The following is a 21,429-nucleotide window of genomic DNA, read 5'->3' as shown; positions in this document are numbered from 1 at the left end:
TGCATAGGGAGGATGACTGAATGCTGCTATCGCACAGCAAGACCCACATGAACCTTGGGCAAATATTGCTGCTCATTATGGTGATGTGTTTCAGCTGCTTGGCATATAGTGAAGTTGCCACCGCAACCGATGAAACTGCCGAAGCTGTGGTGCTGGGTAAAATTGTGCAGCAACAGCATCCTCAAAATGCCAACCCTATCCCAGATCTTACAAATTCACGTCAGCCTACATCGAGCACTCAGCAAGCACCTATAGAAACACCCGTTCAGCAACCGCAAATTGCCAATGATATGGCAGAGGGTGAATCCATCCGTGCTTTGCCGACATTGAATCAGCCCGTAGTCGATCAAGCCAATTTGCTCACTGCTGCAGAAAAACAGCAAATCAGCCAGCGGATTTTAAATTTACATCAACAAGCCAAAGCACAAATTGGGGTGGTGATTGTACCGACCACAGGGCAGGAAGATATTTTTGATTTTGCCATGCGGGTCGCAGAACAATGGCAGCTTGGTTCTGCCAAGCAAGACAATGGTGTGTTGATGGCAATTGCAGTCAATGACCGCCGTATTCAAATTTTAACAGGTTATGGTTTAGAGGGTGTGCTGCCCGATATTGTAGTCAGTCGGATTATTAACCAACGAATTACCCCCTATTTTAAACAAGCCCAATATGCACAAGGTATTGATGCAGGCTTAGCAGAAATCGAACGGATTTTAAACTTAGACCCCGAAGTTGCTGCACAGGCGGCGCAAGAACTTAAACAGCGTCAGGAACAAGCTTTGCAAGAGCAACAGGCACGTGAAAAAACTTTGAGTAGCGCCTTGTTTATTTTAATTGCAGGGGTCATTGGCTCACTGATTGTCGGAAAACGCTTAAGTGCTTCAACCGCTGCCGTAGCAGGTACAGTGGCAGGTTTGGTCAATGGTGCAGGCTTAATCACCAGTTTAATGATTGGCGCGGGAATTTTCTTTTTACTCATCACTGCCATTGCACAGACCATTTTCCAAGTTTTTTTGTCCTCTGCAGGGCGTGGAGGCGGACGTGGTGGCGGCGGTTTTGGTGGCGGTGGCTATAGCGGCGGCGGCGGTGGCTTTGGTGGGGGAGGAGCATCAGGATCATGGTAACCAAAACAGATACAACAGAAATTATTACTCAACCGAAAATGGACATTGTAGCCCGTCCGAGTGTAAAGCGTTGGCTGAAGCATTTCTTTTATTTACCTGCCACCAAACGTTTTTTTAATGCACAAGATCAGCATGCCATTGCAGAAGCGGTGACCGCCGCCGAGCATGGGCATGTAGGTGAAATTCAGGTGGTGATTGAAGGTTGTTTACCCTCGCGTTTGGCGTATGCGGTAGATACTCACGCCCGCGCACGTCAGTTGTTTGCAGAATTGGGTGTTTGGGATACTGAACTGAACAGCGGGGTGTTGCTGTACCTGAATTTGTGTGAGCGCAAGGTGGAAATTGTGATTGACCGTGGCATTAAAACCGCGACCACGCAACAGGTGTGGGATGAAGTCTGTGCACATATTGTGCAGGGGTTGGCGCAGCAGCAGTATCGGCAAGCGGTAATCACAGGCGTGCAAGAAATTGGTGAAATTTTGGATGTGTTTTATGACCGCCAGTTGCTTGATCAGCAAAATGAATTGGTCAATGCGCCGATTATTTTAGGGTGATTTATTATACATTGATTACATAAGAGCCGAAATTCACTTAGAACGATTAAAAGCCAACAAACCGATTATTCTACCGAAAGGCTCTGCCATTAATAATGACACGGTTGCAATGGAGGCTGGACGTAAACGAGGCTCGATTAAAAAGAGCCGTCATGCTGCATTAATTGAGGCAATTGAACAAGCTGCACAGGCAGCAGGGCAAAATGTTCTTTCGCCTGCACAACGGATTGAGCAAGCGAAAACTAAGACCAAGGCGGTGAAAAGTGATTATGAGCAGCTGAAAGAAGATTATGAAAAACTGCTGGAAAAGTGTAATTTGTTACTGTTGGAGAATTTTGAATTAAAAAAAACGCATCAAATTTGATGCGTTTTTTGAGTTTATATCATTATAGAGCTGTTACAGCACCAGTTGTTGGAGTACCTGCTTCACAGCCTTTAGGTCGAAACTCTTCATCAAGATCTGTTACACAAGTCCATACACCAGTTGCAGCCCGTTCTAATGCAATGAATTTACCTAATACTTTAGGGGAACCTGCTAATTTACAAACGATAGCGTCATCTGCTGCACCTGTTGTAGCAGTATATGTTGTAGCAGAAAGCTCTGAGCAACGTGCACTTGCAATAGCAGGTAATCCGATTTGGCTTAAACCTGTAATTTCTGTACCTTCAGAAACTAATGCTTCATAGCCAGTTTTCACACCAGCGATTTCAGCTAAACCAGCAGAGGCTTGTGATTTAGCAATATAAGTTTGATAAGCTGGAATCGCAATTGCAGCAAGAATACCAATAATAGCGACCACAATCATCAGCTCGATCAATGTAAAGCCTTTTTGAGCGTTCATAACATTCTCCACAAATGTTGTTAATTTAGTTATAAGCTTTGTAAGCTATTTTATACTTAGCACTAAACGTGCCAACTTTTATTATAGACAATTTACACAGAAAAACAGCACCTTACACATAAAAAATTTAAGACTTTTAATTCGACTGTATATTTTTGCTAAAAAGTGACAAATTTTGTCAGTTTGAATTTTATACTTTGGACAAATATTGTCAATATGTGATTTATGTCACATTTTTCTGATAATATTTTATGATCTGAGTATGACTAATAGCGTATTTAATCTTCGCCACATAACTAGCCTACTTCAAAACTGGCAGAATTCCAATCAAACTTGCCACACAAAGCACTGTCATCTTGCCTAAAAAAATATAAGATAGAGCCAGTTTTTTGGTCTATTTTTCCTATGAAATCTGCATTGCTATTTTTCGCTGCTATCCTTATCTCCTTAGCATGGCTATTGCCCATACACTACCGCCCGTGGGTCACCTATACAGGTGAACTTTACGCATTTTTTGCCCTGTTTGCCCTTGCAGCCTGCCTGTTTAAAGAAAAATTACAGATACCTAAAATTAGCCTGCCATTACTAGCACTGTGCAGTGTTCCACTCATTCAGTGGGGCTTTGGCTTGGTCTACTTCTTTGACAAAGCCTTGCTCAGCAGCGTGTATATATTCAGTTTTTGGTTAGCAATCATTTTTGGCTACAACCTCACGCAAAATAACAGCGAACGTGAACGCATCTTCGCAGGCTTTAGTTATGTGCTACTCGGCGTGGGAAGTATCACCGCATTCATGGCAATTTGCCAGTGGCTCACACTCGACCAATACCTGCCAATGATGGTGGATATTAAAATTGGACAACGCCCTTATGCCAACTTTGCCCAGCCAAACAATATGGCGACCTTTTTGGTGATGTCACTCATGGCATGCCTATATTTATACGAAAAACAAAAACTTAAAACCGTGTGGATTGCGATTGCTGCTGCCATGATTTTGGTCGGTGTGGTATTGAGTCAATCGCGGACGTCATGGTTGGCATCGCTGTGTCTCTTGACCTATTTGGGCTATCAGCAATACCGTGGCGTGATGCGGATTAAATGGCGCTATAGCTTACTGTGGTTTGCCGCATTTATCGGGCTGATTTTTATCGTACCTGCTTTCAGTCAACTACTCTCACAAAGTGCAGACCTCTCGGTGCAATCTCCTGATGTGGTGCAACGCGCCACAGGTGATATGTCACGCTTGGCCATTTGGCAGCAAATGCTCGCTGCGATTGAACATCAACCTTGGTGGGGCTATGGTTGGCATCAAACCAGTGTGGCGTATGTCACGATTAGCGAATTTGTGCAAGGTCCTGTGTGGATTCGTAGCGCACACAATTTTATTTTAGACTTTTTACTTTGGAATGGTGTGATACTCGGCGTGCCATTTTTAGCGTATTTGGGCTATTGGGGCTACCAACTGCATAAATATACCCAATCGGTTGAATCGGTTGTGGGTATTTTGATGGTCGGTGCATTTAGTGTGCATGCAATGCTGGAGTTTCCGCAAAATTATGCCTACTTCCTGCTGCCTGTAGGCTTTATTATCGGCATGGTTCAGTCACAACGGGTGTTCAAAAGCTTCACTTTATCTGCAATTTATTTACGCAGTACTTTTGTACTTGGCGCATTGTTGTTGATGCTGATTTATCGTGATTATGAAGTGATGGTGCCAAAACTGAATCAGTCGGTACGTTATGAACACACACCTGAAAAAATCACCCATCAAGACCGTATTTTTGTACTAGAAGAATTTAACCGCCGCATTGAGTGGATTCGTTTAAATCCGTATAGTCAGCAAACGCCTGAACAGCTGCAAGAGATTCATGAAATTGTATTGAACTATCCAACCACTTACGATTTATTGAAATATGCGCGAGTCTTGGCGTTTAACGGTTATGAAGCAGAAGCTAAAAAGCAATTGTGGTTGTTAAGCACTTTGCGCAAGGTCAATGTGGATTATGCAACTTTGTTGGATGAAGCAGAGCAGCGCTGATTTGTGTAGCGCAAGGAGGGGGATTTGAAAATAGTGAGCCAAATATGGTGAAAATTTTCAATGTTGAAAATCTCTCCCAACTTCTCTTTAAAAAGAGAGGGGGTATTCATTATAAAATTGATTTCATGTGCGAAAATTTAAAGAGATGCTGAACTTTTGTTCAGATAAAGGGAGTTGTGTTAAAATTGTATGATCTATTCAAACAATAAGGCATGCTGATGGCGAGAACTACAAGTGTAACAATTGGCCCACAACTCGATAACTTTGTGAGCAAACTGATTGAATCTGGACGTTATGGTTCAACCAGTGAAGTGATGCGATCTGCACTAAGATTATTGGAGCAGCAAGAAAATCAAACTGCAGCTTTAAAGCAAGCGATTGAAGCAGGTGAGAACAGTGGAGAAAGTACACTTAGCCTAAAAGATATTGCGGCTCAAGTGAAGCAGAAGCATCGTGTATAAGCTATCAAATTTAGCTGTCGACGACTTCACAGCTATTTATGAATACACCTTACTTAATTTTGGTGTAGCTCAAGCTGACCAATACACGCAACATTTGGAAAATACCTTTCATTTGTTAGTGAGTTCACCGCTGATTGGTTATGCATGTGTAGATATTGGCGAGGGAATACGCCGTCACGATCATCATCAACATGCTATTTTTTATAAAAAACAGGATTATGGAATTTTTATTATTCGGATATTGCATCAACAGATGCAACCCATGAAACATTTTTTTGCGTTATAAATACTTTTTTATAAATCCAAGAATTTAAAATGCGCATAAGTAAAATATATTGATATTGAGAGCTTCTTCATTAGAGATAGGCAAGATACTGAATTTTAGGTAAAGTGCCCCAAAAAACAAAAGACTGGATTTCCAGTCTTTTGTGTTATCTAAACTAGATGAATCTTAGAGTTGGCTTTGAATATAGTTTTCAATGCCCACAGTTTCAACCAAATCAAGCTGTGTGGTGGCCCAGTCTAAGTACTCTTCTTCTTTCTCTAGAATTTCCTGAGCCAAATCACGAGTTACATAGTCCAGTTGTTGCTCTGCCAAAACCACCGCTTTTTGAATCGCTTCAATATTTTCTTGGACTTTACGAACATCGCAATTCAAAACTTCAACTGTATGCTGACCGATATACAATTTGCCCAAGTGTTGTAAGTTTGGTAGCCCTTCTAAAAATAAAATACGTTCAATAATTTTGTCAGCATGTTTCATTTGACGAATCGACTCTTTATATTCAGCCGAACCCAGTTGCTCAATGCCCCAATCATTAAACATACGTGAATGTAAAAAATATTGGTTAATTGCAGTCAGGTGATGATACAAAACTTGGTTGAGTTGATTAATCACATCACGATTGCCTTTCATTGCAGCACTCCATCAACAATTTCTGCCTTAAACCGCTTAAGGCAATCTATATTTGTATCTTAAACAAGACTGGGCAAAATGGCGAGTGATTTAGGGGCTATTTATACTTCATAAATGGTTTGCGCTGTCGGCTAAAACTGAGCAGATAAGGCATGAAACGAAGGGAATAGCGAGACTATTGCCAAGTTTCATAACAAAATCTGAGAAAGTTTTAGCCACAGCCTTTCAGGACAAGCATATTTTTTGCTGCTATTACGTTATGTGCCAGTCATTTAGAATGACTAAATTTCCTGTCCCATGCCTTATATCAGCTAAAAAATATGCGTCGTCGCAAACGTAGATGAAGTATAAATAGACCCCAGACCGCAAATGAAAATCGCAATCAAAAACAATTAGCTAGGTGGTGTGAAGAAATGTAAGACAAGAAAAACCCGCTGTAGTCGAAAGCGGGAGAGGAAACACCGAGTAAAAATTATAATACTGAAATGCGGGAGAGCAATAAAACGGCAGCTTTAGGCAGCAACGGCAAGACGAGACGCAATTTGTGCAATTTCATCGCTAATGATGGCGCGAGTTTCAGGCGCACAGCGACCACAACAGGTGCCCAAGTCAAACATATCGCGAATTTCACGATAGCTGTCTGCACCATTGGCAACGGCTTCTTTAATGTCTTGATCTGTAATACCACGGCATAAGCAAACGTACATGAATGCAACCACAATAATTGAAATAAGATAAGAGTTATTATTGATAATTATTATCGTTTGTCAATAAAAATCATTTGAAAAGTCATTTATCGTAATTGGGTTTTTGAATAAAAAAATGCCACCTAATAGGTGGCATCGTTTAGAGGTTTTTAAGTGCTTGAATCATAATCACTTATGAATTGATAATCACCACGCCATCCATTTCAACCAAAGCACCTTTAGGCAAGCTAGCCACACCTAAGGCTGCACGCGCAGGGTATGGTTGTGCAAAGTATTCGCCCATAATTTGGTTGACCAATTGGAAGTGAGATAAATCCGTCAGGAAAATATTCAGCTTGGCAATATCGGCCAAAGAACCACCCGACGCTTCGCAAACGGCTTTTAAGTTATCAAACACGCGGCGAATTTGCGCTTCAATGCCTTCTACCAATTCCATGCTGTATGGGTCTAAACCAATTTGACCTGATAAATAAACAGTATTGCCCACTAAAATGGCTTGAGAGTAAGTACCAATTGCTGCAGGTGCATTTTCAGTATGGATGACTTGGCGAGACATTGATTTCTCCTAAAATAATGTACGAACATCATAGACCATCCAACTGCATTTCAGTAGTCTGATGAGTTTATAATGCAAAATTGGTGAATGTGCGGCACAGTCAAACTATGCAGCCGCATTAAATTAACAAGCTTTGGCTTCTTCTGCGATGCTGATGGGGCGCGCTAAACGGCTAATTCGTGGGAAACCGAAGTGCATACGCAAATCACGAATAATTTTGGCAATTTGCTTACGGTTATTCACCACAATATTCACATAGGTTTTGCCATCGTGGCTGCGTACCATTTCTACTCCCGTTTTGGCCTTACGACATTGATAGATCAAATCGGAGATTTGTTCGTCATTCATATCCATATCAATGCTGAGATAAGCCGTAAAACTCACGTCATCTACATCTTCCGAAGTCCATTGTAGCGGCATGATATTTTCAGGATGTTGATGTTGCTCATGCAGTAAGTTGTTGCAACGCGCACGATGCACAATCAAGCCACGGCGTGACAAATTACCCTGAATCGGATCGCCCAGTACAGGATTGCAACAGTGTGCGTATTTCACGTCAATGCCTTCTGTGCCCTGAATCAGACGGTCAGAATGTTCGCTGCTGTCGTGATCGAGTGCGTAAATGTGATTCGCAACCAACTGTGGCAACAGGTCACCCACCGCAATTTGCTCAAATAAGCGGTCTTTAGAGTCGATATGACGCCATTGCAACACATTTAACCAATCGGCTTCAGTTAAGTCTTGAATCGAGTGATTAAATAATTTCAGTGCTCGGTTAAGTGCTTGTTGACCCACCAAGCGCTGTTCTTCAATATCTTGATCACGCAAAATATTCTGTAAGGCTCGACGGGCTTTTTGGGTATTAATGAAGCTCAACCAATCTGGGTTGGGTGTGGCTAAAACATCGGTGATGATTTCGACCACTTGTCCGCTAATTAGTGGCGTCGAAAGTGGTTTGCTTTCGCCATTAATTTTTGTACCGACTGCATGGTTACCTAAGAACAAACTGGCTGCATAGGCAAAATCAACTGCGGTGGCGCCTTGCGGCAATTCATGTAAATGTCCGTGCGGTGTATAAACATGAATTTTCTCTTGGTGCAGATAATCCAGTAAATCGCTAAATGTAGTTTTAGCGCATTCACCATCAATTAACACGTTCAAGCTTTGCATAGAGGCTTGAATGGCAGAACGGCAGGCTTGCGGTGCATTTTCACCCAAGACCACACCAAAACGTGCGGCTTTACGCATCAATTCAGTTTGAATGGTAAGTGATAAGGTGGTTTGTTCACCTTTTAGACGCATCATGAGCGATTGGTTACCGCCTGGCAGTGGGCGACGGATATGATCTTCATAATGCAAGACTTGAAAGCTGTCACGTAAAATATCAGCCAAACGGTCACAGTCAGCAATGCTTTGTAAAATAATTTCAAAGGCGTGGCTGTGGGTCAGTTCTTGTAGATCAATATCGTTCTTTACAAAGTGGCGCAGTAATTCAATATTGTTATTTTTCTTTTTAATACGACCTGCAATTTGATTGTCTTGTAGCAGGTCGGCAAGGTTTTGTTCCCATTTAGATTGGTATTCGCAGCGTTTTGGCTTAGTGTGTAACAGGGCAGCTTGCACATCGTTATACATATCTAGGTCAAGGTTTTGATAACACAGATGTTCGAGGTTATCGGCCATTTCATTCATGCCGACAATACGCGCCATCGGCACAAACACATCAAAGGTTTCTTGAGCAATACGGGCACGTTTATCTGGTCGCAAGGCATCCAATGTGGTCATGTTGTGATAACGGTCTGCCAGTTTCACAATAATGACACGTGGGTCCTGTAAGGTCGCTTGCAGAATTTTACGGAACGATGCGGCTTTGTTGTATTCCTTGTCACTGGAATGGCTAAGTTTGGTCACACCATCGACTAGTTCAGCAACGGTACGTCCGAATTTTTCTGTAATGTCATCTTTGCTGAAGTCTGTATCTTCAATAACATCATGCAAGAGGGCAGCAATCAGGGTATCGGTATCCAAACGCATGTGTGCCAAAATACAACTCACCGCAATAGGGTGTAATACATACGGTTCACCACTTTTACGGGTAACGCCATCATGCGCATGTTCGGCATAATCGCAAGCCGTAAGCACCTGTTCGACATCACTTACACTTAGGTAAGGTTCGATCATGGCTTGAAGCTGTTGTTTGGCTTGGCTGACCATCGTGCCTGGCATATAACACCCTTTAAAATACAAGTGATAACGAATATACAGTTAGACCTTATAATGAAAAGCATATTGCATGACTTGTCAAATTTTTTCATGCCAAAATATAGGGTCTTTAGACCATTTAAAATAAGATCTTAATCCTTATGTTATAACGGTTTTTGGCCCAAGATTAAAGTTCAGGCAACAAAAAAGCCTAGTAAAAAACTAGGCTTTTTCAGAAAGTTGTTCTTATTGGAAAGAAAAACCATCTAAATTCAAGTTATTTGCTGAAAGTGCGAGGTCAAGACTTGAAGTTTGATAGTCTTGATCACGTTGTTTCAAAATGTCTTTAGACACATGACCCACAGCAATTTCACGTAATGCCACTACAGTTGGCTTGTCATTGTCCCATTCTACAGTTGGTTCAATGCCTTGACGTGCCAATTGACGCGCGCGCTTGCTTGCCACTAGTACAAGCTCAAAGCGGTTGTCTACATGGTCTAAACAATCTTCAACGGTAACGCGTGCCATAAGAATTCTCGTTCGAATAATAAATTTAAACAGACTGTGCAGTATAAGGTGCTTTGTCAATAGACTCAAGTTTTAATCACGCCGTTGGTGGGCTAATTAATTTCTGAATCAACTCTTGATGACGGTTGGCCTGTTGTGCCAAAACCAATCGGTTGGCAATAATGACCGCTTCTAAATCATGCAGTGCCTTATTAAAGTCATCATTAATAATCACATAGTCAAAATTGACATATTGCTGCATATCCTCCACTGCACAGCCTAAACGATGCTCAATCACTTCAACTGCATCTGTGCCACGGTTAGACAAACGCTCACGTAAATCGAATTGGCTTGGTGGGAGAATAAAAATTTGCTTCGATTCAGGAAAAAGATTGCGCACCTGCTGCGCGCCTTGCCAGTCAATTTCCAGTAACACATCGTGACCTTTGGCTAACTGATCTTTCACTGTGGCTTGGGCTGTGCCGTAATAATTGCCAAATACTTCTGCATACTCAATAAAACCGCCTTGTTCTACCAAGTCGATAAAATCTTGTTTTTGCGTGAAGTGATAATGCACACCATCGAGTTCGCCGGGACGTTGACCACGTGTTGTGTGAGAAACTGAAACGTGTAAATTATTCACACGCTCAAGCAGGGCTTTAACGAGGGATGTTTTGCCTGTTCCTGAAGCGGCAGAAACGACAAACAATAGACCCGACATGATATTTTTCCTGATATGATAAAATATCTTCTCTATTTTAGAGTAGACGCCCCTTAAACAAAATAGCCAAGTTGGCTTTTGTTGGCATAAATTTTTAAACATCCCACCTATTTAACTTCAACATAGAGGGTTCTATGGAAATTGTATTGGCGAATCCACGTGGTTTTTGTGCAGGTGTAGACCGAGCAATTGCGATTGTAAATCGTGCCCTTGAGTGTTTTAACCCACCTATATATGTACGTCACGAAGTGGTACACAATAAATTTGTGGTGGACGACTTGCGTCAGCGTGGTGCAATTTTTGTAGATGAACTAGATGAAGTGCCTGATGACAACATTGTGATTTTTAGTGCGCACGGTGTATCTAAAGCAGTACAACAAGAAGCAGAACGTCGTGGTTTAAAAGTGTTTGATGCGACTTGTCCATTGGTGACTAAAGTGCATATTGAAGTCACTAAATATGCACGTGAAGGCACCGAAGCCATTTTGATTGGGCATGAAGGCCACCCAGAAGTTGAAGGCACGATGGGGCAGTACGACAAGAAAAATGGTGGCGAAATTTATTTGGTAGAAGATGAGGATGATGTGGCTGCACTTGCGGTTCAGCATCCAGATAAAGTGGCTTTTGTGACACAAACTACTTTGTCAATTGATGACACTGCTAAAGTCATTGATGCCTTGCGCCAGAAATATCCGCATATTCAAGGGCCACGCAAAGATGATATTTGTTATGCCACCCAAAACCGTCAGGATGCTGTACGTGACTTAGCTAATCAGTGTGATGTGGTGTTGGTGGTGGGTTCGCCAAACTCATCTAACTCTAACCGTTTACGCGAACTTGCAGAGCGTATGGGGAAACAAGCCTACTTGGTGGATAATGCCGATGAATTAAACCAAGCATGGTTTAAAGCAAATACAAAAATTGGAGTGACTGCGGGTGCATCTGCACCTGAAATTTTAATTAAACAGGTGATTCAACGCTTACAGGATTGGGGCGCAACAGCACCTGAAGAGCTAGCTGGACGTGAAGAAAATATTACCTTTAGTTTGCCCAAAGAGTTACGTATTCCTGTAACACAGGCTTAAACTGCGAAGCATATAACACTTTAAAAAACTGATTAAAAATAGGCAGATAACCGTTGAATGACGGTTATCTGCTTTTTTATGCCTTTTATCCTGAAGTGTGAGGTTTTTGTAAAGTTGTTGGTTACTATTTTTAATAGGGCAAAGTCTGTGTCTTGGGGGGAGTATGCGAAAAAAAGAAAACGGGTTCACCTTAATTGAGTTGATGGTGACGATTGCGGTGATGGCGATTATCGCGATGATGGCTGCTCCTGCATTCAGAGACATGATACTCCGACAAAACTTAAATAGTAGTAGCCAAGAGTTAATAGCTGTATTGACTCAAGCAAGAGCAAAAGCTGTGCTTGAGCGCAGAGTAGTAGAAGTGCAACTCAGCACTGTTCGGTTGGATACTCCAGTTGGAAACACTGAAGATGAATTAAATTGGATGCCGAAAGGTAATGCTGTATTAGTTTCAAGCCCTACTTCAATCCAATTTGCAATTAACGGGAGTGTTCAGGGGGCGAATAGCGACACAACTTTTAATATCTGTAATGAGGCAGGCGGATCTATTTCAAGAATTGTGAGTATTTCTAGAATGGGGACGATTCAACAGGTTGCAGAGGGGACTTGCTAATGAAAACAATGAGTCAGCAACGTGGTGTAGGATTGGTTGAAATCTTAGTGGCATTACTTATTCTTGCATTAGGTGTATTAGGTTTTGTGGCACTGCAATATCGAGCTATTGAGGCTTCGTCCGAAAGTACCTATAGAGTACAAGCTGTAAATATTGCAAGAGATTTAGCTGAAAGAGTTAGAGTGAATCGTGGGGGAGTGGGGGAGTATGTTTGTGAGTTTAGAAATGCAGATACATCTATTACCTGTCCTGCAGGGCAAGCAATTGCTACACAAGCCACTTTAAGAGCTTTTGCAAGGAACTGTATTGAAGAAAATTGTAATTCTACAGAAATGGCTGATTTTGATGTTGCGCAAGTCGCTGTGAAAGCAGAAACGATAGGTATGACAGTCAACATGTTACCTTGTCAGGGTAATGTTAATGAGCGTCAGTGTATTTATGTGGCGTGGAATGATACAAGTGCAACCAATGGGGATGGTGCTGACGATTGTACAAATGGCGCTGCCTATAATGCTAATTCTACTTGCCTAATTATGGAGGTGTATTGAGATGATCAAGCAGAAGGGTTTTACCCTGATTGAGCTCATGATTGCACTTGCTTTAGGTTTGGTGATCACTGCATCTGCAATTTTATTATTTTTCACAGGACAAAAGGGCTATTTTTTGCAGCGAGGTATGGCTGATGTGCAAGATAATGCCAACTTTGGTCTAAATCAAATCACAAAAGATATTCGTTTAGCAAATTTAAATGTAGATCAAGCTGTAATTAATGACCGTACTTCCTATGGTGGCGTGGTTTTAACCTCTTCTATAAATGCTGATAAAGACAATTCAACTCCAGCAATTCCGCTGAGCAATTTATTTAGAACAATTACTGGTAACTCGGCAAATGAAAATTTACTTTCTAGAAGTGCTTTGCATGATTCAAATGTAGAGTGTGCTTTAGATTCTGAAGGGTGTGATCTTGGTGATGACTTAATGAGTGATCAATTAGTGATCCAATATAGACCTCAATATATAGAAGTAGATGGTGAATGGTTTGGTGGTTTTGATTGTGAGGGAAACCCTATTCAGTTTGCTATAACTTTACCTAAAAGAATTATTGTACAGCGTTATTTTTTGCGGACAGACACGAATGCTTCTGCTGATGAGCCGAACCAAACTTTGGCGTTAGCTTGTGATGCTGGTTGGTATGCTGAGCCACATGTGAATGCGAGTGGCACACGAGTAAACCCAACAGCTGTAACGGGTTTTGGTGGAGATGGTGAAATTATTATGAAGCGAGTGGATCATTTTCGAGTATTGCTAGGAATAGAAAACAATAGTCGTTATCAATATATTCCAGTAGATAAGTATATGGCACTCGCTGCACCTAAGCCACGTATTCTATCGTTGCAGATAGGCGCATTAGTGCGTTCTGCACAAACGGTTGGGCGTGATAACTTAATTAGAGATGACCAGCAATTTAGAGTGTTAGACCAAACAGTTTCGGTCACAGTGCCTACAAATACTAATGCAAGATATGTTCGTCAGGTTGTTTCTCAGACCGTTGCATTGCGCAACACTTTTGGAGGGCGTGGGCAATGAAGCATAGACAGCAGGGCTCTACCCTAATTATTGTTCTGATTTTTTTGGTGGCAATTACCATTATTGGAACTTTAGCGATTCGTCAAAGTATGGTTGGGTTGAATATTGCAACCAATAGTCAGGTGCAACAATTACTTGTACAAAACTCAGATGCGGCTTTTTTTAATGTAGAAGAAGAACGTAACTTACTTCGTAGTCTAGCTTCTAATGGTATGTTCGGATTTATAGATACGCCTAATAGAAAGGATATGGAAATGGTGTTTTGTTTTAGAGGAACAAATACTGATTTCTTTAACTTAAATCAGGCAAGTTTAATGCAGTGGCGTGAAGGCGATACGAAGCCAACCAACAATATGATGGGGACAAATGGTTATTGTGATGTTGAAAAAGCAGGTAATTTTTTTACCAGTGGTCGTAGAGTAACAATGACTCAGGTTGCGGTTAAATTTCCGAGTAGTATGCCTGACACAGATCCTTTTTTTGGTGCACTTTATAACACTGATGAGGAAGTGTTAAAGCGTCTGGAGGCAGTGAAAGTTGTAAAAGTTTTTGCTGTGTCTATTACGCCTGGCATTAGCAATGTAGATCGCACTAGCATTAACGTGTGCTTACAACAGCGTATGAATGAAGTCACGATTCCAGATGGTACAACAGTGGATGAAAATGTACCCGAAAGACAAAGTGTAACTGAGTGTTTAGACGAGTTAAATATTCCTTTTGCATCACATGTCAATGAGTATGTTATTGCTCAAGACTTTAGTTAATATTGGAGTAAGAAAATGAATAAAATGAAGAAAAATGCTTTGCACAAAGCTTATATTCGGACTTTACTTGCCACCAGTATTAGCGCCGTGGTGACGGGTACAACTTTAAGTGGTATTGCGCAAGCAAGTGATATTGATATTTATCAGACTGCAAAGTCTGGGGATATTACCCTAATGTTTATGCTGGATATTTCTGGGAGTATGACATCTCAGCATGGTTCCAATACATTTGCTAGACCTGCCTGTGAGTTGGCAACAAATCAGAGTATGACACCAAATTCAGCTATGCAAACGCCTATTGAAGGTGGCCCAACATATCGACGCCAATGGTGTGAGCGAGGTGGAAGGCGGTATGATGACCGAATTACACGTGTAAAGGATGGGATGATGGATTTACTTTTTGGTAATCCAGCGAAAGGTATTTCCAGAATTTCAGATGATAAAATTATTGGTTTATCTACTTTAGGCGCTAATAATGGTCGTCGCATTGGAACCCATGGAGCCGAAAATTATACAAATGGTGCCATAGTAGTACCAGCTAGACGCTTAGATGATAATGTTGGCGGGAAAACGCAACGACAAATTCTAATAGATACTATTGTGGGATTGGAGGCAAATTCAGCAACGCCTACTGCACGTTCGTATGCAGAAACTGTTGCATATATGATGGGGAGTAATACGGCAGGCCGAACAGGAAATGGTTGGCAATACTCCAATGCTAGTACAAAAACTGGCGTAACAACAGACACTAATGGCACATATAATCCGCCAGCATCTTTGGCACAAACAGTACAAGCGAGACAATGTAGTGGACAAGGAATATATGTTTTAACTGATGGTGAGCCGACTATTTATAATAATACACAAGGGTTAATTAGAAGAGCTTTAGATAATTCTGATTTTTCATGTAGTGGAGACTGGGAATGTATTCGCAAATTAAGCCTCGACCTATTAGACCCTACAAAAAATGCTCAAGGTTTAAAGTTTAAAACTGCAGTGGTTGGCTTTGGGGGCGACTTTAACGACGTGACCTCTTATGATAAAAATAAGACTCAAGCAGAAAATTTAGAGGCATTGGGCACTATAGATAGTGATGTGAAACGTGCTGCTCAATGGGGGATTTTGGGAGAAGGTGGTTGGTATTCAGGTAATGAGTCACAAGATGTCGTAAATAGCGTAAATGATTTTATTAGCAGCTTAAGTACAGAAATCCCTTCGGTTACCACAGGTTCACCTACAATTCCTGCCGATGCTCTGAATCCATCTGTATTGCAAAACAATGCTTATTTTCCACAATTTCAACCTACACCAGAAAAACCAACTCAATCATGGTTGGGGAATTTGAAAAAATACTTGGTACATAGCTCAGGGAAATTGGTGGGTAAAGGTGGAGCAAGTATTTTTGATGATCGTGGAGCGATTAAAAAAGATGTAAGTGATTATTGGACTTCAGATGTTACGACCTCAGGAGGGGTGTTGGAACAGCTTAAATTACGCAGTAATACGACAGCACCAGAAATAGCTTCTCGCAAATTACTTACAAACCGTACTTTTAATACAGCAACTTCTGCGTTTGAAAGCGGTACGAATCTACAACGTGTCAATTTGGATTATTTAACTCAAGATGACACAAAAAATGATCCATATAGAGGATATTTAATGTCTCTCTTAGGATATAAGCTGTCTGAAAGTCAACTCAATAATCCAAGCACGATAAGTAATTTGGGTGCCGTGGAAGAGCTTCGACAATTAGGTGCTGTAATGCACTCATCTCCTGTTTTATTAACAACAGAGGGTGAGATTAAGTTTATAGATAACAAACTTGATACTACTCAGCGTGAAGACTTTGTCTTATTTGGTACAACGCAAGGTTTATTACATGTTGTAGATGCAAAAACAGGTGATGAAAAATTTGCTTTTGTACCAAATGAAATGCTTGAGAGTCAAAAAGAAGCTTTTTCATTGCCAGAGTTATCTAATGGTGGTTTGAGCAAACTTTATTATGGAGTTGATGGCCCTTGGACGGCTTATACTGAATATGCTGTCAATTCAACAGGTAAATTGGTTGTTGGGAAAGGCGCATATAGCCAAGAAGGTAAATTAAATGTATATGGCGGCTTACGTATGGGTGGGCGTAGCTATTATGCACTCGATTTGCAAGATATGAATAATCCTAAACTCAAGTTTCATATTAATCCTGATGCAGAAACCTCTGGTCCTTTGAGTTATATGGGGCAAAGTTGGTCTAAACCACGTTTGGCATGGGTAAATTGGAAAGGAAAACGAACACAAGTGATGTTCGTTGGTGGAGGCTATGATGCTGGCGGGGTGGATGGTAATGCTAAAGATGCCGCTGGTCTGAAAGGCATCTATGCTGGTTATGAAAATGATGAATATGTGCAAAACAATAAACGTGGTGCTGGTGTTTATATGTTTGATGCCGACGATGGTGAACTCTTGTGGTGGGCGAGTGCTAATGCAGAATCTAGTAGCAGTGCTTTAACGGATTCAGGTGTCATAAAAACACATCATGAAGATTTAAAATATAGTGTAGTCAGTGAAATTAGAACGGTCGACCGTGACAGTGATGGTTTGACAGATCATTTATATTTTGGTGATTTGGGTGGGCAGGTATTTCGTATTGATTTGGACAATAAAGCGAAGACTTTAGGCGTTTTTGCAAAAAGTCCTGTGCGTTTGTTGGATTTAACAGTCACAGGAGGGAAGAAAACACGTTTTTATGATATGCCTGCTTTTTCCTTATATAAGTCAAAGACTGGGGATACTTTTGCAGTGGTATCCATAGGTAGTGGTAATAGAAGCTCACCTTTAGCTGAATATACCAATGGCACAGGCTATAACCAAGACGCAATATTTAATATTTATGATAAAGATGTTGCTAATCGAGATCTATATAAGACAGGTTATAGCCATACCACGCAAAATATACGCAAAAATAACTTGGGTTTAATTACTGAAAGTGATCGTAAAAATAATTCGACTTTAAAAGCACCATATACGAGTAGCAACGGTTGGTATTATCCATTCCAATCTTTTAAAGTACAAAGTGAAAAAGTATATGGTACGCCAGTGGCGATGAAGTCGGTGTTGCATGTTTCTACTTTTGATGGATCTAAGCCAGGTATTTCGGGCGACTGTGGGGCAGGTGTGAAAGGAGAAAGTTTTGTAACTCGTTTTTGCTTACCTTACGGGCAATGTGAACCAAGTAAATTTGGCAATGATTGGTTTAGTAAAGATAATCAGGGCCCTGGTATTCATACTATTGCAGTAATTGGTGGTGGTACTGGTGGTGGTGGCACTGGTGGCGGTACTGGTGGTGGTACTGGTGGTGGTACTGGTGGTGGAAGTGAGAAAAATTATTGCTTGAATGCAGATTCAGTCAGAGTTTATAACCAGTCTGGAGGTAATGAAGGGGAGCCAACTCAAGTTTGTTTGATTCCTCAACGCTGGTATGAAAAAGTTAGTTCGATTAGGTAGGGCAGATATATGAATAATGCATTATCTATTCAGAAAGGTTTTACCTTAATTGAGCTGATGGTTGTGGTGGTGATTGTTGCAATTATTGCAGCAATCGCTATTCCAAGCTATCAGGAATATGTGCGTAGAGCAAATGCTGCACAAGCACAGCAAGAGGTGCAGCGCTTAGCAAGTGAACTTGAACGTTGGAAATCACGTAATTTTAATTATTTAGGCTTTAATCTTACTCCTAATGCTGTTCAAAACTACACTTTTGTGGTTCGAGATGGTGCTGCGGGAAATCCAGCTCTTACAGCAACAGCAGCAAGCGGGACGAGTTGGGTGATACGTGCTGAGCACAATGATGGTCGAAACTTTAGCTTCTTAATGAGTAGCAATGGAATTCGTTGTAAAAATAAAACCAGCAGCAATGTGACGTTTACAGAATGTGGGACAGATACAACAGGGAGTGAGGCATGGTAAAAAAACACTTCTCTGGATTTACGTTGATTGAACTTATGATTGTGGTGGCAATCGTTGCTATTTTGGCAGCAATAGCTTATCCCTCTTATCAGGAATATGTACGTAAAACAAAACGTGTTGAAGCTCAAGCAGAGCTTATGGAGCTTGCTAGTAAATTACAGCGCTACAAAGTTGCCAATTTTACGTTTATACAAGCTGATGGAAATCCAATTACATTGGCAAATATTGGAGAAACAGTTCCATTAACAATTCCACGCCAAGGACAAGCACTTTATACAGTTACTCTAACTGGAGTAACTGCAAACACGTGGACTTTAAATGCAATCCCTATCTCCGGAACTTCTCAACAAACAGACGGTCATAACCGACTCAACCACCGTGGTGAAAAATGTTGGACTAAGGGGGGTACTTGCACACCATCTGCAACTTCCAACTGGGACGGCAAATAAATAAATTCAAATCTGCGGATAAATACGTTTTGATCTTTCATTCAGGGCAAATTTCACGTAAAATACTGCCCTCTATGAAAGGGGTTTGAAATGTATCGATGGTCGATGCAGGGATAATCCGTAAAAACTATAAGGTTGTATCATGGTAGTTATTCGTCTTACTCGTGGTGGTGCTAAAAAGCGTCCATTCTATCAAATCGTTGTAACTGACAGCCGCAATGCGCGTGACGGTCGTTTCATCGAACGTATCGGTTTCTTTAACCCAACAGCTCAAGGTAAAGCAGAAAAACTTCGCTTAGATGCTGACCGTTTTGCTCACTGGGTTGCACAAGGTGCTCAACCTTCTGAACGTGTTGCTTCTTTAGCTGCTCAAGCGAAGAAAGCTGCAGCTGCTGCATAATTAGATTAATTAAGTAGTAGGTAGCCCATGACACCAACACAGAATGTGCCCGAAGATCGTATTCAGATTGGACAGCTACGTTCAGCTTATGGATTAAATGGGTGGCTCTGGGTCTATTCCAATACAGAACCTATGAGCAATATATTTGACTACCTGCCTTGGTACATCGAAACCAAAGCAGGTTGGCAAGTCGCAGATGTAAAACGTTGGAAACCACATGGCAAAGGCTTGGTGGTCAGCTTAAAAGGTGTGAGTGATCGCACTGGAGCAGATGAACTGGTCGGCGCAAATATCTGGATTTCAAAATCGCAACTGCCTCAACCAGGCGTGGACGAGTATTACTGGTCAGATTTAAAAGGCTTAACCGTGTTAGGTCTGGATGATGACGAACAGGAAATTAATCTCGGTCAAATCCATGAACTGTTTGAAACAGGTGCTAACGATGTGATGGTGGTTCGCGCAACTGCTGCCAGTGTCGATAGTGAAGAGCGCATGATTCCATGGCATAAAGATGTGGTGCAACGTGTTGATCTCGAAGCGGGTCGTATCTACGTGAATTGGGGCGTAGATTATTAATCCTTTCAGGATTCACATAGCAGGAAAATAGAGGAGTCTGCGGTGTTTTTTGCAGTCATTACGCTTTTTCCTGAAATGTTTGAAGCGATTACAGCTTACGGTATTAGCGGACGCGCAGCAAAACGCGATTTAATGCAAATTACTTGTATTAATCCACGTGATTTTGCACAGGGCAACTACAAACGGGTGGATGAACGTCCATTTGGTGGTGGTCCAGGTATGGTGATGATGGCGGAGCCGTTGGCGCAAGCAATCCAACATGCCAAAAACCTTGCACAGCAAGCGGGGGCAGTTCATGTGCCAGTGGTGTATATGTCACCACAAGGCAAAACCCTAAATGAAACTGCAGTACAGCAATTCGTTGAATATGATGGATTGATTGTATTGTGTGGTCGTTATGAGGGTGTCGATGAGCGTCTAATTCAGCATTATGTCGATCAGGAATGGTCGATTGGTGATTACGTTTTATCGGGCGGTGAACTGCCAGCGATGGTGTTGTTAGACAGTATTATCCGGAGACTTCCGGGTGCGATGTCTGATGAACAATCACATGTGCAGGACTCTTTTGTGGATGGTCTTTTAGATTGCCCGCAATATACCAAGCCAGACCATTTTGAAGGGTTGGACGTGCCTGAAGTATTAAAATCGGGTCATCATGCCAATATTGAAAAATGGCGGTTTTTGCAGCGCTATCAACGTACACTTGAACGTCGACCTGAGTTGATTGAAAAAGTTGAGTTGAGTAAGCAGCAGAAAAAATGGCTAAAAGATTCGCAAGGGTAGACCAAATAATTGGTTTATCTAAGCACAATGGCTACAGGCAGTTGGTTTGTAGTCTTAAATAGGCTCTTTATGCATTGAAGCGGTCAGGCATAAAGGGAAAGTCAATCGGGTTTATGCGCTTTAGCCTCTATACCCAGTGGAAATCAGACCTCTTCTGACCCACACATACTGGAGATACCCCATGAGTGGTAAGCATCCTTTAGTACAAGCTGTTGAAAATGCACAGCTTAAGCAAGACATCCCAGCTTTTGCACCAGGCGATACAGTTATCGTTCAAGTAAAAGTAAAAGAAGGTGATCGTGAGCGTCTTCAAGCATTTGAAGGTGTGGTAATTGCGAAGAAAAACCGTGGTTTGAACTCTGCGTTCACAGTACGTAAAATTTCTAGCGGTGTTGGTGTTGAGCGTGTTTTCCAAACTCACTCTCCAATCGTTGCTAAAATCGAAGTGAAACGTCGTGGTGACGTTCGTCGTGCTAAACTTTACTACCTACGCGAATTGTCTGGTAAAGCTGCACGTATTCGTGAGAAATTACCAGCACGTAAACAAGGTTAATTTTAACTTTGCTTTACAGCTAAAAAATGCGC

Annotated in this window: 25 protein-coding genes; 18 read left to right on the top strand and 7 right to left on the bottom strand. The window is 41.5% G+C overall.

Annotated elements, in window-relative coordinates:
* Positions 1-20 precede the first annotated feature (20 nt).
* Genes HHA41_RS04775 through HHA41_RS04765 form a run of 3 tightly spaced genes read left to right on the top strand, consistent with a single transcriptional unit; the run spans position 21 to position 2,042 of the window.
* Complete coding sequence (locus tag HHA41_RS04775; protein ID WP_168460748.1) at positions 21-1,124, top strand: TPM domain-containing protein; 1,104 nt, start codon at positions 21-23, stop codon at positions 1,122-1,124.
* Positions 1,118-1,678, top strand: coding sequence for a TPM domain-containing protein (locus tag HHA41_RS04770; protein ID WP_168460746.1), 561 nt, complete (start codon positions 1,118-1,120; stop codon positions 1,676-1,678). Before HHA41_RS04775 ends, HHA41_RS04770 begins: the two co-directional genes overlap by 7 nt.
* A 10-nt stretch (positions 1,679-1,688) precedes the next feature.
* The gene (locus HHA41_RS04765; protein ID WP_168460796.1) at positions 1,689-2,042 is read left to right on the top strand and encodes a hypothetical protein; all 354 of its coding nucleotides are present in this window, start codon (positions 1,689-1,691) and stop codon (positions 2,040-2,042) included.
* Between the two features lie 22 nt (positions 2,043-2,064).
* Here HHA41_RS04765 and HHA41_RS04760 read toward each other — a convergent pair whose 3' ends face one another.
* A complete protein-coding gene (locus HHA41_RS04760) occupies positions 2,065-2,520 on the bottom strand; it encodes a pilin (protein ID WP_168460745.1) in 456 nt (151 codons plus the stop codon).
* Positions 2,521-2,925: 405 nt separating this feature from the next.
* On the opposite strand from HHA41_RS04760, the gene HHA41_RS04755 reads away from it, so the two are divergent.
* The 3 genes from HHA41_RS04755 (at position 2,926) to HHA41_RS04745 (ending at position 5,304) form a co-directional block, all read left to right on the top strand.
* Entirely contained in the window at positions 2,926-4,557 is a 1,632-nt protein-coding gene (locus tag HHA41_RS04755; RefSeq protein ID WP_168460744.1) for an O-antigen ligase family protein, read from the top strand.
* A 218-nt stretch (positions 4,558-4,775) separates the two neighbouring features.
* Positions 4,776-5,018 carry a type II toxin-antitoxin system ParD family antitoxin gene (locus HHA41_RS04750; RefSeq protein ID WP_004974509.1) on the top strand — a complete coding sequence of 81 codons (243 nt, stop codon included), beginning with the start codon at positions 4,776-4,778 and terminating at the stop codon, positions 5,016-5,018.
* A complete protein-coding gene (locus tag HHA41_RS04745; RefSeq protein WP_070153485.1) occupies positions 5,011-5,304 on the top strand; it encodes a type II toxin-antitoxin system RelE/ParE family toxin in 294 nt (97 codons plus the stop codon). The genes HHA41_RS04750 and HHA41_RS04745 overlap by 8 nt, the downstream gene beginning before the upstream one ends.
* Before the next feature lie 165 nt (positions 5,305-5,469).
* On the opposite strand, the gene bfr is transcribed toward HHA41_RS04745, so the two are convergent.
* The 6 genes from bfr to gmk form a co-directional block, all read right to left on the bottom strand.
* Positions 5,470-5,934 carry a bacterioferritin gene (gene bfr, locus HHA41_RS04740; protein ID WP_168418472.1) on the bottom strand — a complete coding sequence of 155 codons (465 nt, stop codon included), beginning with the start codon at positions 5,932-5,934 and terminating at the stop codon, positions 5,470-5,472.
* Between the two features lie 512 nt (positions 5,935-6,446).
* A complete protein-coding gene (locus HHA41_RS04735) occupies positions 6,447-6,641 on the bottom strand; it encodes a bacterioferritin-associated ferredoxin (protein ID WP_004974511.1) in 195 nt (64 codons plus the stop codon).
* A gap of 172 nt (positions 6,642-6,813) precedes the next feature.
* Positions 6,814-7,197 carry a RidA family protein gene (locus HHA41_RS04730; RefSeq protein WP_168460743.1) on the bottom strand — a complete coding sequence of 128 codons (384 nt, stop codon included), beginning with the start codon at positions 7,195-7,197 and terminating at the stop codon, positions 6,814-6,816.
* 123 nt (positions 7,198-7,320) lie between these two features.
* On the bottom strand, positions 7,321-9,423 hold the full coding sequence (locus HHA41_RS04725; protein WP_168460742.1) for an HD domain-containing protein: 2,103 nt from the start codon (positions 9,421-9,423) through the stop codon (positions 7,321-7,323).
* A 222-nt stretch (positions 9,424-9,645) separates the two neighbouring features.
* Positions 9,646-9,927: a DNA-directed RNA polymerase subunit omega gene (rpoZ, locus tag HHA41_RS04720; protein ID WP_004896248.1), complete on the bottom strand. Its 282-nt coding sequence runs from the start codon at positions 9,925-9,927 to the stop codon at positions 9,646-9,648.
* Between the two features lie 76 nt (positions 9,928-10,003).
* Positions 10,004-10,627, bottom strand: coding sequence for a guanylate kinase (gene gmk, locus HHA41_RS04715; protein ID WP_168418475.1), 624 nt, complete (start codon positions 10,625-10,627; stop codon positions 10,004-10,006).
* A 134-nt stretch (positions 10,628-10,761) separates the two neighbouring features.
* Here gmk and ispH point away from each other — a divergent pair, with 134 nt between their 5' ends.
* From ispH to rplS, 12 genes are all read left to right on the top strand, one after another.
* A complete protein-coding gene (gene ispH, locus HHA41_RS04710; protein ID WP_168460741.1) occupies positions 10,762-11,712 on the top strand; it encodes a 4-hydroxy-3-methylbut-2-enyl diphosphate reductase in 951 nt (316 codons plus the stop codon).
* A gap of 163 nt (positions 11,713-11,875) precedes the next feature.
* On the top strand, positions 11,876-12,325 hold the full coding sequence (locus HHA41_RS04705; protein WP_168460740.1) for a GspH/FimT family pseudopilin: 450 nt from the start codon (positions 11,876-11,878) through the stop codon (positions 12,323-12,325).
* A complete protein-coding gene (gene pilV, locus HHA41_RS04700; RefSeq protein ID WP_171525238.1) occupies positions 12,325-12,873 on the top strand; it encodes a type IV pilus modification protein PilV in 549 nt (182 codons plus the stop codon). The genes HHA41_RS04705 and pilV overlap by 1 nt, the downstream gene beginning before the upstream one ends.
* Before the next feature lies 1 nt (position 12,874).
* Entirely contained in the window at positions 12,875-13,912 is a 1,038-nt protein-coding gene (locus HHA41_RS04695; protein WP_168460738.1) for a PilW family protein, read from the top strand.
* Positions 13,909-14,676 carry a pilus assembly PilX N-terminal domain-containing protein gene (locus tag HHA41_RS04690; protein ID WP_168460736.1) on the top strand — a complete coding sequence of 256 codons (768 nt, stop codon included), beginning with the start codon at positions 13,909-13,911 and terminating at the stop codon, positions 14,674-14,676. Before HHA41_RS04695 ends, HHA41_RS04690 begins: the two co-directional genes overlap by 4 nt.
* Positions 14,677-14,691: 15 nt before the next feature.
* A complete protein-coding gene (locus tag HHA41_RS04685) occupies positions 14,692-18,174 on the top strand; it encodes a PilC/PilY family type IV pilus protein (RefSeq protein WP_168460735.1) in 3,483 nt (1,160 codons plus the stop codon).
* Positions 18,175-18,183: 9 nt separating this feature from the next.
* Positions 18,184-18,636: a type IV pilin protein gene (locus HHA41_RS04680; RefSeq protein ID WP_168460734.1), complete on the top strand. Its 453-nt coding sequence runs from the start codon at positions 18,184-18,186 to the stop codon at positions 18,634-18,636.
* On the top strand, positions 18,630-19,085 hold the full coding sequence (locus tag HHA41_RS04675) for a type IV pilin protein (protein WP_131260620.1): 456 nt from the start codon (positions 18,630-18,632) through the stop codon (positions 19,083-19,085). The genes HHA41_RS04680 and HHA41_RS04675 overlap by 7 nt, the downstream gene beginning before the upstream one ends.
* 142 nt (positions 19,086-19,227) lie before the next feature.
* The gene (gene rpsP, locus HHA41_RS04670; protein ID WP_004974526.1) at positions 19,228-19,485 is read left to right on the top strand and encodes a 30S ribosomal protein S16; all 258 of its coding nucleotides are present in this window, start codon (positions 19,228-19,230) and stop codon (positions 19,483-19,485) included.
* Positions 19,486-19,512: 27 nt separating this feature from the next.
* Entirely contained in the window at positions 19,513-20,061 is a 549-nt protein-coding gene (rimM, locus tag HHA41_RS04665) for a ribosome maturation factor RimM (RefSeq protein ID WP_168460732.1), read from the top strand.
* 42 nt (positions 20,062-20,103) lie between these two features.
* Positions 20,104-20,844: a tRNA (guanosine(37)-N1)-methyltransferase TrmD gene (trmD, locus tag HHA41_RS04660; RefSeq protein ID WP_168460731.1), complete on the top strand. Its 741-nt coding sequence runs from the start codon at positions 20,104-20,106 to the stop codon at positions 20,842-20,844.
* A gap of 181 nt (positions 20,845-21,025) precedes the next feature.
* A complete protein-coding gene (rplS, locus tag HHA41_RS04655; protein ID WP_004974529.1) occupies positions 21,026-21,397 on the top strand; it encodes a 50S ribosomal protein L19 in 372 nt (123 codons plus the stop codon).
* Positions 21,398-21,429: the final 32 nt, after the last annotated feature.

Origin of the sequence: Acinetobacter sp. A1, assembly GCF_012371315.1 — a bacterium.
Lineage (GTDB): Bacteria > Pseudomonadota > Gammaproteobacteria > Pseudomonadales > Moraxellaceae > Acinetobacter.
This window is presented reverse-complemented; position numbering and strand designations above follow the sequence as displayed.

Coding starts and splice junctions, on each gene's coding strand:
- HHA41_RS04775 (WP_168460748.1), top strand. CDS start 21: ATGCTGCTATCGCACAGCAAGACCCACATGAACCTTGGGCAAATATTG.
- HHA41_RS04770 (WP_168460746.1), top strand. CDS start 1,118: ATGGTAACCAAAACAGATACAACAGAAATTATTACTCAACCGAAAATG.
- HHA41_RS04760 (WP_168460745.1), bottom strand. CDS start 2,520: ATGAACGCTCAAAAAGGCTTTACATTGATCGAGCTGATGATTGTGGTC.
- HHA41_RS04755 (WP_168460744.1), top strand. CDS start 2,926: ATGAAATCTGCATTGCTATTTTTCGCTGCTATCCTTATCTCCTTAGCA.
- HHA41_RS04750 (WP_004974509.1), top strand. CDS start 4,776: ATGGCGAGAACTACAAGTGTAACAATTGGCCCACAACTCGATAACTTT.
- bfr (WP_168418472.1), bottom strand. CDS start 5,934: ATGAAAGGCAATCGTGATGTGATTAATCAACTCAACCAAGTTTTGTAT.
- HHA41_RS04735 (WP_004974511.1), bottom strand. CDS start 6,641: ATGTACGTTTGCTTATGCCGTGGTATTACAGATCAAGACATTAAAGAA.
- HHA41_RS04730 (WP_168460743.1), bottom strand. CDS start 7,197: ATGTCTCGCCAAGTCATCCATACTGAAAATGCACCTGCAGCAATTGGT.
- HHA41_RS04725 (WP_168460742.1), bottom strand. CDS start 9,423: ATGCCAGGCACGATGGTCAGCCAAGCCAAACAACAGCTTCAAGCCATG.
- rpoZ (WP_004896248.1), bottom strand. CDS start 9,927: ATGGCACGCGTTACCGTTGAAGATTGTTTAGACCATGTAGACAACCGC.
- gmk (WP_168418475.1), bottom strand. CDS start 10,627: ATGTCGGGTCTATTGTTTGTCGTTTCTGCCGCTTCAGGAACAGGCAAA.
- ispH (WP_168460741.1), top strand. CDS start 10,762: ATGGAAATTGTATTGGCGAATCCACGTGGTTTTTGTGCAGGTGTAGAC.
- HHA41_RS04705 (WP_168460740.1), top strand. CDS start 11,876: ATGCGAAAAAAAGAAAACGGGTTCACCTTAATTGAGTTGATGGTGACG.
- pilV (WP_171525238.1), top strand. CDS start 12,325: ATGAAAACAATGAGTCAGCAACGTGGTGTAGGATTGGTTGAAATCTTA.
- HHA41_RS04695 (WP_168460738.1), top strand. CDS start 12,875: ATGATCAAGCAGAAGGGTTTTACCCTGATTGAGCTCATGATTGCACTT.
- HHA41_RS04690 (WP_168460736.1), top strand. CDS start 13,909: ATGAAGCATAGACAGCAGGGCTCTACCCTAATTATTGTTCTGATTTTT.
- HHA41_RS04685 (WP_168460735.1), top strand. CDS start 14,692: ATGAATAAAATGAAGAAAAATGCTTTGCACAAAGCTTATATTCGGACT.
- HHA41_RS04680 (WP_168460734.1), top strand. CDS start 18,184: ATGAATAATGCATTATCTATTCAGAAAGGTTTTACCTTAATTGAGCTG.
- HHA41_RS04675 (WP_131260620.1), top strand. CDS start 18,630: ATGGTAAAAAAACACTTCTCTGGATTTACGTTGATTGAACTTATGATT.
- rpsP (WP_004974526.1), top strand. CDS start 19,228: ATGGTAGTTATTCGTCTTACTCGTGGTGGTGCTAAAAAGCGTCCATTC.
- rimM (WP_168460732.1), top strand. CDS start 19,513: ATGACACCAACACAGAATGTGCCCGAAGATCGTATTCAGATTGGACAG.
- rplS (WP_004974529.1), top strand. CDS start 21,026: ATGAGTGGTAAGCATCCTTTAGTACAAGCTGTTGAAAATGCACAGCTT.